Source organism: Stenotrophomonas sp. 96582_Sma (assembly GCF_056480905.1).
Window position 1 is genome coordinate 1,216,915 of record NZ_CM151122.1, and the last position, 13,305, is coordinate 1,230,219.

A 13,305-nucleotide genomic window follows, 5' to 3' on the forward strand; every position below is an offset into this window, starting at 1 on the left:
GGTGGCTGCAAACCAGCACAAGGTGGCTGCAAACCAGCACAAGGTGGGTGCGAACCAGCACAAGGTGGGTGCGAACCTTGGTTCGCACGCTTCTGGGCATGCACGGATGGGCGCGCGCCCATGACCTTTGGCCATGGGGCGGGGCACTTTACAGGCCTAGCATCGGAAGATTCTCCGTTGTTGGAAGCTGTCCGATGAAGACCCGAGCCTTGGCGATGTCGTTGCTGTTCGCGCTGGCCGCCACGCCTGCGCTGGCGCAGACCTCGCCCCCGGCGAACGCAGCGGCCCCCGGCTTGCTGCGCATCGATGTGGACGCGCGTGACCTGGCCCGGCGCATCTTCAAGGTGACTGCCACGGTGCCGGCCAAGCCCGGCCCGATGACCCTGCTGTACCCGCAGTGGATTCCCGGCAACCATTCGCCGACCGGCCCGATCGACAAGCTGGCCGGGCTGCGCGTGACTGCCAACGGCAAGCCGCTGGCCTGGCAGCGTGACCAGTTCAACGTCTATGCGTTCAAGGTGAACGTGCCCGAGGGCGTGAGCGAGATCGTCGCCCACTTCGATTTCCTGTCCTCGCAGGGCGGCAGCCAGGGCCGGGTGGTGATGACCCCGGAAATGCTCAACCTGCAGTGGAACGCCAACTCGCTGTATCCGGCCGGTGTCGATGCGCGCCAGCTGCAGGCGCAGGCCAGCGTGACCCTGCCCAGGGGCTGGTCGTTCGCCACCGCGCTGGAGACCGCGCGTCGCGACGGTGACACCGTGGTGTTCAAGCCGATTTCGTATGACCATCTGGTTGATTCGCCCTTGTTCGCCGGCGAGCACTACCAGCGCATCGATCTCGATCCGGGCGCAAAGGTGCCGGTGCATCTCAATGTGTTTGCAGACGAAGCCAAGTCGCTGAAGCCGAGTGACGAGCAGATCACGATGCACCGCGCGCTGGTGCAGCAGGCCGACAAGCTCTATGGCGCGCGCCATTACAACCACTATGAGTTCCTGCTGGCGTTGACCGACCGCCTCGGCGGCATCGGCCTGGAGCATCACCGCTCCAGCGAGAACAGTGCCGATCCAGGCTACTTCACAGAGTGGGACAGCAACGCGTGGATGCGCGACCTGCTGCCACATGAGTACACCCATTCGTGGAACGGGAAGTACCGTCGCGGCGCCGATCTGGCCACCGCCAACTTCAACGTGCCGATGGGCGACAGCCTGCTGTGGGTGTACGAGGGCCAGACCCAGTTCTGGGGCCAGGTGCTGGCGGCGCGGTCGGGCCTGTGGTCGACCACACAGGCGCGCGACATGCTGGCCAACGTGGCCGCGACCTATGACCGTGGTCGCCCGGGCCTGGCCTGGCGGCCGCTGCAGGACACCACCAACGACCCGACCATCGCCCAGCGCCGCACGTTGCCTTACCGCAACTACCAGATGAGCGAGGACTACTACTCCGGCGGCCAGATGCTGTGGCTGGAAGTGGAGGGCAAGCTGCGCGAGCTGAGTGGCAACCGTCGCAGTCTGGACGACTTCGCGCGTGCGTTCTTCGGCGTCGGCAATGGCGACTGGGACGTCAATCCGTACACCTTTGATGACGTGGTCGCGACCTTGAACGGTATCGCGCCGTACGACTGGGCGACGTTCCTGCGCGGGCGCCTGGATGGCCATGGTTCGTTGACCGGTGGCCTGGAACTGGCGGGCTGGAAGCTGGTTTACCGCGATACCCCGAACGACGCCTACAAGGCGCAGGAAAAGCGCGCCAAGGCAGCGTTGCTGGCGTACTCACTGGGTGCGACCGTGCTCGACAGCGGCACGGTCGGTGACGTGATCTGGGACAGTCCGGCGTTCAACGCCGGTCTTGCACCGGGCATGAAGGTGATCGCGGTTGGCGGGCGCGAATACAGCAGCCAGCGGCTGAAGGATGCGGTGGCGGCAGCGGCGAAGGACAAGGCGCCGATCGTATTGCTGGTGAAGCAGTTCGACCGCATCGAAACGATGAGCATCGCCTACCACGGTGGCCTGCAGTACCCGGTGCTGGAGCGCATCGCCGGCAAGCCTGACCGCCTGGCGGACCTGTGGAAGGCGCGATGAAACCGCGTGCCCGCGATGGCGTGATCCTGCTGATGGCGGTCCTCGCCATCGTGGGCGCATTCCTGCACGGCGATGGGCGTTGGCTGCACTGGCTGGCCAAGCCGGCCACCACGCTGCTGATCGCTGCCATCGTCTGGCGCGTGCATGATCCGGTGCAGCCGTTCTACCGTCGCGCGGTGCTGGCCGGCATGCTGCTGTCGTGCGTGGGTGACATCGCGCTGATGTTGCCAATGGATGCGTTCGTACCGGGGCTGGTCGCATTCCTGCTGGCGCATGTCTGCTACATCATCGCCTTCCGCGGAGGCCTGCGTGCCGGGCGTGGGCTGGTCGGCGCCAGCGTCCTGCTCGGTGCGTTTGCCGTGCTCAACGTGCTGGGCCTGTGGCCACACCTGCCCGCACCGATGCGTATTCCGGTGCTGGCGTACGTGGTGGTGCTGGCATCGATGGCGGTGCTGGCCCTGGCACGGCAGTGGCGCCGCCCGCAGCCTGACGCCATGGAGGCCGCCAGTGCCCGTTGGGCCGCTGCCGGTGCCGTGCTGTTCGTCGCCAGCGATTCACTGTTGGCCTGGGACCGCTTCGCCGGTGGCCTGCCGCTGGCCAGCCTGCTGGTGCTGTCCACGTACTACGCCGCGCAGTACGCCATCGCGCGCTCGGTGAAATAGAAAAAGGGGACGGAGGGGATTAAGTCGCAAACCGCACCAAGGCACATACGACTTAATCCCCTCCGTCCCCTTTTTTGTGTGGCCTACCGGCGGCTCACGCCGCGCAGGGCGCCCTGCGCATCGAACTGCAGGCGCACGGATTCGCGGTCACCGGCGACTTCGTCCGGCAGCCATACCAGCTTGCCGGCTTTGCGCACGATCACGTAGACGTGGCCGACTTCAGATGCGGGGTTCTGCAGCGCATTGCGCTGTTCCTGCAGCGCCTGCGCCACGCGCGGCACAGCCTCGAAATCGATGCTGGCCAGGGATGTGCTGCTGCGCTGCAGGCTGATGGTCGGCGCAAACTGCTGCGGGTTCACCGGATTGCCCTTGCGCCATTGGCCACGTTCAAAGTGATAGCTGTCGACGTGGCCCGGCTGTTGCGGATCGACCAGATCGAGGTTGATGCGGCCATCGTCGTAGAAGTGGATGCTGTGGAAGACCGTCAGCCGCTGGCCGGCCAGCGCTGGCATCTGCTCCAGTGCCTGACGGGCAGCCAGCAGGTAGTCCGCATCGAACAGACGGTTGTTGCGCTCGGGCGCTCCAGCGGTGCCCGCGGCGGGGAAGGGCGCTGGGGACGGCACAAGCGATGCGGATTGCTCGCGCGGCGACTGGGACGAGACGGAGGCAGGCAACCGGTCCGGCTGTACCGAATGCCCCAGCGTTTCGCTGATGGTCTGCAGGGCGCCTCCGGCAACGGCCACGCCCGCCAGAACCAGCAGCAGTACCAGGAACACGGTGCGGGTTGAGGGCGGCTGTTTCATACTCCCTCCAGGCGCACGTTGCTGCGGTCATCCGGGTCGTACAGCAGCGTCACATGCTCGCGCGGGATGTTGGCCAGTTCAATCAGCGGGATGAAGCGGCGCACGCGGGCCTGCTGCATGTTGCCTTCGCGATCGATGTATTCCAGCTGGAACTCCACCTGTGGCTGTTCGTTGAGGTAGGTGCCGGTCTGACGCACCTTCAACACCCTGGCCTCCACGCCGATGCCGCGATACTTCAGTGCATCGCCGCGGGCATCGGCGTGCAGCAGGCGGCCGAGCAGGCGCAGGCCCAGCGCATAGCCACACAGCACCAGCGGGCACACCAGCAGCGGGTGACCGAACGACAGGAAGGTCCAGCCCAGCCCCTCGCTCTGCAGCTGGTAGGCCCACACATAGGCAGCGGCAACGATGGCGATGCCGAGTGCTGCACCGATGCCGCGCCGCCACAGGCTGGCGACATTCAGTTCGGGCTGGGCACCGTCCAGCACGATGTTGGGGAATGCCCCGGGTGTCCGCCCCAGGCGTGCATCAATGTGCCTGCCGGCCTCGAAGCGATGCAGCTGGGGTTTGCTGTCGACCACCAGCATCTGTTCGCGGACCGGCGTACCGGACAGGTTCTTGAAGGACAACTGCAGTTTCCATTGCGCGAACCCACGCACCTGCACGCCGGTCTGTTCGGCCTGTTCGATCAGCGCACTGCGCGGTTCACCGTCGGCCAGGATCGACTGCACCCGGTGCAGTGCGCGTGGCGGCCCCAGCAACAGGTAGTGCAGGAAGGCGAACAGCAGCGTCAGCCACAGGACCATCGACAGTGCGAGCAGCAACAGTGCCAGCCACGGTGCGCTGCGGTCGACCAGCGCCACCGGCCACGAAGTGCCGAAATAGAGAATGCAGGGAAAAGGCAACGCGAAGAACAGCAGGAACGCGCCCCAGAACCAGAGATAGGCTTTCATGGGGGAAGTGGACCGCGGTGGAACAGGGCGCGTAGATTACTACGCTTCAGCGGAACTGCAGGGTAAGCAGGTAGTAGCGGCCGAGCGGATCGTCCAGCCCGGGCATCTGCCCGCCGTTGCCGACCAGATAGTTCACCGGTTGCGTGTCCAGCACGTTGTGCACGTCCAGCGCTGCAACGATGCGCGGCCCCAGCCGGCGTGCGAGGTGCAGGTTCCAGCGCAGCTGCCGTGGGTTCATGCAGTGGTTCCTGTCGACCTGCTTCTGCGGGCACTCCGCCCCCGGCAGCCAGGCACGCGTGCGCCCGATCTGGTTGCCGCGCAGCGCGATGTCCCAGTTGCTGTTCTGCCATTGCACGTTCAACACCGCAGCCAGCTCGGGTGTCACATGGCCACGCAGGTCCACGGCGGCCTCATGGTCACGGCGGCGAAGCAGTTCCTGCTGCTTCAGCGCATCGAGCGAAAACAACCATTGGCCGTTGCTGCCGCTGTCGATGCGGTACTCGCCACGCAGCACCCAGTTGCGGGAGGTGGTGCGGCCGATGTTGTCGAACGACAGGCGCAGGCTGCCCAGGTGGCCGTCTTCATCCAGTTCCCACGTGCTGCGGTTCCACACCGCATCGCTCGGCTGCAGGGCGAGGATCTCGTTGCGCAGTTCCACGATGTTGTGGGTCAGCGACAGCGAGAACGTGTCGTCGGGCGTCCACGTGGCTGCCAGCGAATGGCTGCGTGATCGTTCGGCCTTCAGTGCATCGTTCTCAACCACGTTGGCCGTGACGCTGCAGCCGCCACCACGCGTGGCGATCGCACATTCCGGAAGGGCACTGGACACCGGAAGCGTGATCGAGCCGAAGTAGCCGGGCGGCCGCCGTTGCTCGAACAGGCTCGGTGCACGATAGCCGCGCCCGCTGGCCAGCAGGAACGACCAGTGCGGCGTAGGGCTCCAGCGCAGCCCGGCACGAGGCGAGAACGCCATGAAGCCGCCGTCGCGGTCCCAGCGTGCAGCCAGGTCCGCGCGCAGCGTGGGGGCCAGCGGCAGGCCCAGCTCGGCGTAGACGCCACTGCTTTGTCGCGACAGGCGGCGTCGCTGCTGTGGCAGGCCCAGCGCAAGGTCGCCCTGGCTCAGCAGTGCGTCCGGGCGCGAGGTCCAGCGTTCATGGCGCAGGTCGATGCCGGTGGCCAGCTGCGCATTGCCGCCGGGCATTGCCATCAGCTCACGCTGCACGCCCCACCAGCCCTGCCATTGTGCGGTGCTGCCGCGGTTGCGGATGGACGGAAACAGCGTGTCCGCCTCGGCCGCCGGCGGCGCGTCGAAACCGGGAGTGAACCTGCGCGCCTGCGTTGCTTCAAGCAGGCGTGTCGTGCGCACGGTGCCTGCAGTGGACAAGGTCACGTCGCTGCGCTGCGCGCTGATGCCCGCCTCCCAGCTGCGCCGGCCCTGGTCGCGGCCGATGCCGAAGGTAAGGTCGGCATCGGTGGCGCGGACGCTGGGGCGCACGTTGCCGGCCTCACGCAGCACACTGTTGAAGGTGATTCCGCGCGAGACCACCGCAACGGCGGTCGGGCCCAGATCGAAGCGCTGGCGGTTGTGACTGGCCCGCGCCTCGACATAGGCATAGCGTCCCTCACCACGTTCATGCCGGTAGTGCAGGAAGGCCGACGCGGTATCCGAGGCGGGCTGCAGCGACCGCGGCCGCGCGCTGTCAAACCAGCAGCCATCCTCGCGCCGCTTCAGGGGCGGCTCGCAGCGCCGGGCGGGCACGTACCAGTTGCCGAAGATCGCGCCGATCGGATACAGCGAGGTTTCCGCGTGCCAGTCACGCTGGTCACCGGCGACATGTTCGACACGGTGCAGATCGAGTCCGGCAAACCAGCGGTCCCCGTTGCCACGCGCGCCGCCCGTGGCGGCCTGCAGGCGGTACTGGCCCGCATCGCCGCGGCTGCTCAGGCCGGTCTGCAGCATGGCTTCGGGCCCATCGGCCTGGTCACGCAGGATGATGTTGACCACGCCGGACATGGCGTCGGCCCCATAGATGGCCGAGGCACCACCGCGTACCAGTTCGATGCGGTCGACGAAGCTCAGCGGAATGCCGCCGAGGTCGGTGAGCCCACCCTGTTCCAGCGACACCATCGGATAGCGCGGCAGGCGCCGGCCGTTGACCAGGAACAGCGTCGCCCGCGGGCCCATGCCGTCGAGGCTGGTGGTGGCCGCTGCGCCCACCGGCAGGTACTGCGAATCGCCGCCGCGCGAGGTGCTCATGGCCGGATGGCCGTTCATGCCGGGCAGGTGCCGCAGCAGGTCGAACAGATTGCCGTAGCCGCTGCGCAGGATATCGTCGCGATCGATGGTGGTGACCGGCAGTGTGGTCTGCACCGAAGAGCGCGGCAGCCGGCTGCCGGTGACATGGATGGGCGCCAGTTCCACCTGGTGTGGCGTGTCGGCGGACTTGGGAGCCGGGCGCGGCAGGCGCGGGGCTGCGACCGCTTTCGGCGGCGTGGCAGGGGGCTCGGGATGGACGCGCCGCACGACAAAGGCACCGGATGAAGTGCGCAGGATGTTCACCGGCAGGCCGGCGACCAGCTGCTTCAGGGAGGCGCCGGTATCGCGTTGGCCACGGCTGCCGCCGGTGCGCAGATCATCCAGTTCACGTGCGTCGAACAGCAGGGCGGTGCCACTCTGCCGGGCCCATTGCTGCAGTGCCGGCACCAGTGGGCCGGCGCCCACGTCGATCTCCAGCGTGCCGGCGGGCTCGCCGGCATCGGCCATCGGTAGTGCGGCAACACCCAGTGCAAGGCATAGCAGGACGCGGAGCAGCCCCCACTGCAGCGCACCCGGACCTGCCTTCACTGCCGGTCTCCTCAGTAGGTGCGGCGCAGTTCCAGCGCGCCATCCGGACGCGTCTGGCCAGCCACGGACCAACCCAGTTCCAGCGCCGACAGCAGCTCCTGTGCATCACCGGCGCGGAAGGTGCCGCTTACAGCCAGGTCGGTGATCTCCGGATCGACGATCACCAGTGGCGTGCGGCCATAACGGTTCATGCGCTCGACCACGATCGACAGTGGCGTGGCATCGAACACCAGTTGCCCACGCAGCCAGCCTTCAGCGGCTGCGTTGGACGAGAGGGCAGGGCCCGGCTGGATACGGCCGGAGGGCAATACCTGCAGCTGTTGGCCGGGTGCCAGCGTGTGCTGCGCTGCGCCGTTGCTGACTTCCACGGCACCTTCCAGCAGTGCGACCTCGACCAGGCCGTCGCGCAGGCGTTCCACCTGGAAGGTCGTGCCGATGTCGCGGATCGTACTGCCGCCGGCGTGCAGCTGTAGCGCCTTGTTCGACGGAGCGACCTGCAGTTGCAGCCGACCCCGCTCCAGCACCAGATCACGATGACGCCAGCCGAAGCGGGCGCGGAGGGTGGTGCCGGCATCCAGCATGGCGACGCTGCCATCGGCCAGCGTCTGCTGCTGTGCCTGGTGCGAATCATTGGCGTAGACCTGTGGCGTCGGGTTGCCGTCGACGGCAACCATCCAGCCGATGCCGATCGCCATGCAGACACCGGCGGCAGCGGCCACGCCCGGCAACCAGCGCCGGCGCGGCGGACGCGCCGCCCGTGCCGCGGCGGTGCGCAGCCAGGGGTCAGCCGCAAGCTCCGCACCCTGCTGGAACAGGGTTTCGGCCTGCACCCAGGCTTTGACGTGGGCCGGATCTTCGGCCAGCCAGTCCTCGAACGTTTCGCGTTCGGCCGATGTGCAGTCCGGGGCTTCCAGGCGGGCTACCCAGGCGCTGGCGCGTTCAAACAGCTGTGCATCATCCCTGTGCGGGGTGCCACTCATTGGCCGTCCCTGTCGTTGTGCAGCGGATCCGATCCCAACTCCTGACGCAGGCCCTGCAGGGCCCGGGCGATATGTTTTTCCACGGTCTTGGCAGTAATTCCACAATGCCGCGCGATCTGCGTGTAGCTCATGCCGGTGATGCGGTTGAGCAGATAGACCTCGCGTGCGCGTTCGGGCAGCTTGAACAGGGCCTGCCGCAGCAGGGACAGCATCTGCCCTGACTCGGCCTGGCGCAATGGATCGGGCGAGGAACTGGACGGTTCGTCGCTGCCATCGTGTTCGGCCAGCGGCAGATGCGGCCGCGACTGCGGCGAGCGGCCGCGGTCTGCCAGGCGGTTGCGGGCGATACGATACAGCAGCAGGCGCAGTTCGTCCGGGCCCTGTGCGCGATAGCGGATCAGCCGCTCCATGCAGTCCTGCGCGATATCCTCCGCATCCTCAGGCCCGACCCCCCGCGTGCGCAGGAACGCGCACAGCGGTGCGCGCTCTTCGCGTACGAACGCGATGAAGGCATCCGCAGGTGCGGGCGGCTCCGGCGCGCGATGGATCAGGGGAGACGGGGTGGACAGGGCTGGCCTCGACTGTCGGTGGCGAATGCGTCATCGAGTTTTACGCGACGATGACCGGATGGGGAAGAGTGTGTATCGATCGAATCCTCATTGTGAATGTATTCATTTTTCAGGATCCGTTCCACTGGGGGAGATCGCCCCGCTGCGGCGTTGATCGTTCTACCCGCGTGTTGCGGGTGGAGAGAGAACGCATGAAGTATTCGAAGTTGAGCCTGGCCCTGGCCGGGCTGATGGGCGTTGCCGCCATATCCGTGGTGGATGACGTCATGGCAATGAGTTATCACGTGCAGGACGATCGCGTCTTCCTCAGCGGCGGCGTCACCGTCGCCGATGTGGTGGCGCTGCCCGCACTGCTGGCCAAGGCGCAGGCTGAAGGCCGTCCGATCCGCGAAGTCGTGCTGCGAACGTCCAACGGTGGCGCGCTGATTGCCGGCGAGTGGCTGCAGGCGGTGATCCGTACCCAGGGCCTGGACACCATCGTGTCCGGCCACTGCATTTCGTCCTGCTCGATCATGCAGTCCGGTGGCGTCAACCGTTACCTCGGCGGCGATCTGCCGATGGTCGACTCGGTGCAGATCCATGCCGCCAGCAGTGGTGGCAGGATCACCTATGCGCCGTCGCCGCGCATGACCCAGATCTACACAGGCAACTACGGCGGTGGCATGGATGCGGGCCTGTTGCACAAGGCCATGTATGAAGTGGTGCAGCCCAATGGCCTGCTGGTATTCCGCGACCCGGCGCGTACCACGGGTACGTCGGTTACCTTCGATCCGGATGGCAGTGGGAGCAAGCTGGAGTCATTCCCGGGCCAGGACATCCGCAGCAACAGCATCATCAACACGGCGGGCTATCGCGATCCGGGCGACACCCTTCGTGTCACCAGCAACGTCAGCGGCGACATCAACCCGGGCTACCTTCGTACCGCGCGCCAGCTGCAGGCCTTTGTCGACGACGATTTCGCGCGCTGGAACACCGACTGGGCCAGCACCTACATCAACTATGCGGTGAGCCTGTACAACTTCTCCACGCGGGGGGCGAACGGTATCGGCGCGCAGTCGTTGCAGCAGCTGCTCGCCGACCCCGACCTCCAGGATGAACTGCGCGGCCAGCTGCGGCTGGCCGATCTGGATGCCTCGACCCTGGCCAACTCCGCCGGCGTGATCCGTGTCAGCAATGGCGCCACCTGGCGCACCGCTGAAACCACCGGCGCCGATTTCATTCTGGTGGACAACGGCACCATCGCACTGGAGGGTGGTGCGCTGCGCACCCCCGAGCTGCGGGTGATGCCGGGCAGCATCGTGGTTGGCCACGGTGATATCGCATCGGTCGGCACCGACAGCGATGCGCTGCTGGATGGCACCGGCCCGTCCTACCGCGAAGATGGCTTCAACCGCCTGCGCGTGTTCGGCACGCTGATGCCGCGCGGTGGGGATCTGGTGACCCACGGCTACGTCAACATCATGCCCGGCGGCCAGGTGTTGTTCGATGTTACCGAAGCCGGTGGTACCGGCAGTGGCCGCCTGCGCGTCGGCAGCTTCTACGACGGCGGCACCGAGGAGGGCGCGCTGGTGATCGCGCAGGGCGCACACCTTGCGTTGAATGTGGCCCAGGGCTTCTATGCCGGTGCCTACCGCCGCGATCTGGTGGAAGGGCCGATCTACCAGGGGGGCTTCCAGGATGTCGTGCGGCTGGGGGACGCCGGATACAGTGCCAGCATCACTGCCGGTGAAGTGTTCCGCCCGCGCCACAATTCACTGCTCAGCTTCAACGTCAACCAGACCGCCGACGGCCTGTGGCTGACCGCCAACCCCGGCTTTGACCAGCTGGGCCTGTTTGCCAACGGTACGTCCGGCGACGGCCTGGGCCGCGCGCTGGCGACCGCCTCCGATCGCCAGGACAAGGGACTGAGATCGCTGCTGGGTGCACTGCAGTTCGCCGACCGCGATGTAATCGCACAACAGGCCGGTGCTCTGCGCGGTGATGCGCACGCCAGCCTGCGACTGGCCGACACCGCGCTGGTGGGCAGCATCGGCAACGTCGTGCAGCAGCACCAGTCGGCCATGCGCAGCGGCGGTGATGCCGATGGCCTGGCCTCTCAGGTGGCGCAGTCGGTCTCCTCCCAGCCGGGCATGCGCCATGGCAGCCTGTTCAACCAGCTGGCGATGCACCTGGTCGAGCCGGCGTCGGGCAGCGTTGCGGGCAGGGCTGATGCTGGACGCAGCCATGGCATCTGGGCGCGTGGTTTCGCCAGCCATGGCCGCCTCGATGCCGACGGTGGCGTGGCCGGCCTGAGCCACACCATCGGTGGCATCGTGGTCGGTGCCGATACCCGCGTGGCCGATGACCGCGTGACCCTGGGCGTCAGCGTGGCCGCGGCAGACATGTCGACCAAGGCCAGCGATGGCTCTGGTTTCACTGGTGACGTGCGTGCGCTGGACGTGGGCGGCTACCTCGATGCGACGTACGCGCGCGGCTATCTGTCGGCGGCCGTGCGCTACACCGATCTGCGCCACGATACGCGTCGCAGCATCAACGGCATCGATGGCCTGCAGCAGCCGCTGCGCGCCAAGTACAGCAACGATGCGATCTCCGCACGGGTGGAACATGCGTTCTCCTTCACGACCGGCAAGGGCCTGGTGATCCAGCCGTTGCTGCCGGTGGTGGACTACGCGCGCACCTCGGCCACCCGCTTCAACGAAGGGCAGGGCGCCGGTGCGCTGGTTGGCCGCAGCGGCAGCCTGGAGAGCATCCGCGTGGGTGCGGGCCTGCAGCTGTTCAAGACCTTCGAAGGCAACAACGGCGAGCGCATCACCCCGCGCGCCCGGGTGGTCTGGCAGAAGGAACTGGGCGATTCGCAGGCCCGCTACAGCACCGGCTTCGCCGCGGCACCGGATCTGGTGTTCGGCGCCAGCAGCCAGGCGGTGGGCGAGCAGGTGCTGGCCTGGAACCTGGGTGTGACCAGCCGTGCCAGCGAGCGGCTGTCGATCATGGCCGATTACGTGGGTGAGCGCCGCGACGGGCAGATCCAGAACGGCGTGATGCTGGGCCTGGGCTACAAGTTCTAAGTGACGCCCGGCACCGGCGATGACGGCATCGCCGGTGCCATCCCAACGCGGGTGCTGCTGCGGTATGGTCGGTCTGCCATTCCACCCAGGCCCGTCCATGCAGATCGCCGTCTTCAGTGCCCGTCCCTACGACCGTCGTTTCCTTGATGAGGCGAACCAGCGTGATGCGGCTGGGGACGGCTTTGCGTTCGTGTACTTCGATGTGGCGCTGGACGTGCACACGGCCGCGCTGGCGCAGGATTGCGCAGCCGTATGCGTGTTCGTCAACGACCGCCTGGATGCGCCGGTGCTGCACGCCCTGCATGCGATGGGCGTGCGGGCCGTACTGCTGCGCTGTGCCGGCTTCAACAATGTGGACCTGGCAGCCGCGAAAGCGCTGGATCTGTTCGTCGCACGCGTACCGGCCTATTCCCCGGAGGCGGTGGCCGAGCATGCGTTGGCGCTGGTGATGACCCTCAACCGGCAGACCCATCGCGCCTACAACCGCGTGCGCGAGGGCAACTTCATGCTGGATGGCCTGCTCGGGCGCACCTTGCATGGGCGCACGGTCGGCATTGTGGGTACCGGCAAGATCGGGCTGGCCACCGCGCGCATCTTCAACGGCATGGGCTGCACCGTGCTGGGGCACGATCCTTATCCGTCACCCGCGTTCGGCGGTATCGGCGAAATGGTCGGGCTGGATGAACTGCTGGCGCGTGCCGACATCGTGTCGCTGCATTGCCCGCTGACGCCTGAGACTCATCACCTGATCAATGATGCATCACTGGCGCGGATGAAGCCGGGCGCGATGCTGGTCAATACGTCGCGCGGCGCACTGGTCGATACCCATGCGGTGATCCGCGCGCTGAAGTCGCGCCGGCTGGGTCATCTGGCCATCGACGTGTACGAGCAGGAAAGCGCGTTGTTCTTCCAGGACCTGTCCGGCGAGATCATCGACGACGAGGCCTTCCAGCGCCTGATGACCTTCCCGAATGTGCTGGTGACCGGCCACCAGGGCTTCTTCACCGTGGAGGCGCTGCAGGAGATCTCGGCGATCACGCTGGGGAATCTGCAGGATTTCGCGGCCGGGCGGGTGTGCGCCAACCGGGTAGAGGTGGGCTGAGCCGGATGGATTGACCGCCGGGGCGCCCAGCCCGTAAAATCGCGGGCTCCGCCGGAATAGCTCAGTTGGTAGAGCGGCGCATTCGTAATGACAAGACGCCCTGTTTTGTTCACCAGCGATTCAGCAAAACGACACCTAAGTCATTGATTCTCCGTTCCAGTGATCATTCCTGGGACGGGGCAAAACGGCAAAAAACGGCAAAGATTGTCCCAACTTTGTCCCAGCGTCCCAGCCAAAAGATCTGGTGG

At 66.6% G+C, this 13,305-nt stretch carries 9 protein-coding genes; 4 read left to right on the forward strand and 5 right to left on the reverse strand.

What is annotated here, in order from left to right; all coding sequences use genetic code 11:
• Positions 1-194 precede the first annotated feature (194 nt).
• Together ACZK2R_RS05585 and ACZK2R_RS05590 are read left to right on the forward strand one after the other, a co-directional pair.
• Complete coding sequence (locus ACZK2R_RS05585; protein WP_180838541.1) at positions 195-2,078, forward strand: M61 family metallopeptidase; 1,884 nt, start codon at positions 195-197, stop codon at positions 2,076-2,078.
• Positions 2,075-2,740 carry a lysoplasmalogenase gene (locus ACZK2R_RS05590; RefSeq protein ID WP_180838542.1) on the forward strand — a complete coding sequence of 222 codons (666 nt, stop codon included), beginning with the start codon at positions 2,075-2,077 and terminating at the stop codon, positions 2,738-2,740. Before ACZK2R_RS05585 ends, ACZK2R_RS05590 begins: the two co-directional genes overlap by 4 nt.
• An 83-nt stretch (positions 2,741-2,823) precedes the next feature.
• Here the strand turns inward: ACZK2R_RS05590 and ACZK2R_RS05595 are convergent, their stop codons facing one another.
• Genes ACZK2R_RS05595 through ACZK2R_RS05615 form a run of 5 tightly spaced genes read right to left on the reverse strand, consistent with a single transcriptional unit; the run spans position 2,824 to position 8,797 of the window.
• Positions 2,824-3,543, reverse strand: a complete 720-nt coding sequence (locus ACZK2R_RS05595) for a hypothetical protein (RefSeq protein WP_125895435.1) — start codon at positions 3,541-3,543, stop codon at positions 2,824-2,826.
• On the reverse strand, positions 3,540-4,496 hold the full coding sequence (locus tag ACZK2R_RS05600; protein WP_180838543.1) for a hypothetical protein: 957 nt from the start codon (positions 4,494-4,496) through the stop codon (positions 3,540-3,542). Before ACZK2R_RS05600 ends, ACZK2R_RS05595 begins: the two co-directional genes overlap by 4 nt.
• Before the next feature lie 46 nt (positions 4,497-4,542).
• Positions 4,543-7,341, reverse strand: a complete 2,799-nt coding sequence (locus ACZK2R_RS05605; protein ID WP_125895437.1) for a TonB-dependent receptor plug domain-containing protein — start codon at positions 7,339-7,341, stop codon at positions 4,543-4,545.
• Positions 7,342-7,352: 11 nt separating this feature from the next.
• Positions 7,353-8,321, reverse strand: a complete 969-nt coding sequence (locus ACZK2R_RS05610; protein WP_032127573.1) for a FecR family protein — start codon at positions 8,319-8,321, stop codon at positions 7,353-7,355.
• Entirely contained in the window at positions 8,318-8,797 is a 480-nt protein-coding gene (locus ACZK2R_RS05615) for an RNA polymerase sigma factor (protein WP_229301228.1), read from the reverse strand. Before ACZK2R_RS05615 ends, ACZK2R_RS05610 begins: the two co-directional genes overlap by 4 nt.
• A 284-nt stretch (positions 8,798-9,081) precedes the next feature.
• Here ACZK2R_RS05615 and ACZK2R_RS05620 point away from each other — a divergent pair, with 284 nt between their 5' ends.
• Positions 9,082-11,955, forward strand: a complete 2,874-nt coding sequence (locus tag ACZK2R_RS05620; RefSeq protein WP_125895438.1) for an autotransporter domain-containing protein — start codon at positions 9,082-9,084, stop codon at positions 11,953-11,955.
• 97 nt (positions 11,956-12,052) lie between these two features.
• Complete coding sequence (locus ACZK2R_RS05625) at positions 12,053-13,057, forward strand: 2-hydroxyacid dehydrogenase (protein WP_125895439.1); 1,005 nt, start codon at positions 12,053-12,055, stop codon at positions 13,055-13,057.
• Positions 13,058-13,305 lie beyond the last annotated feature (248 nt).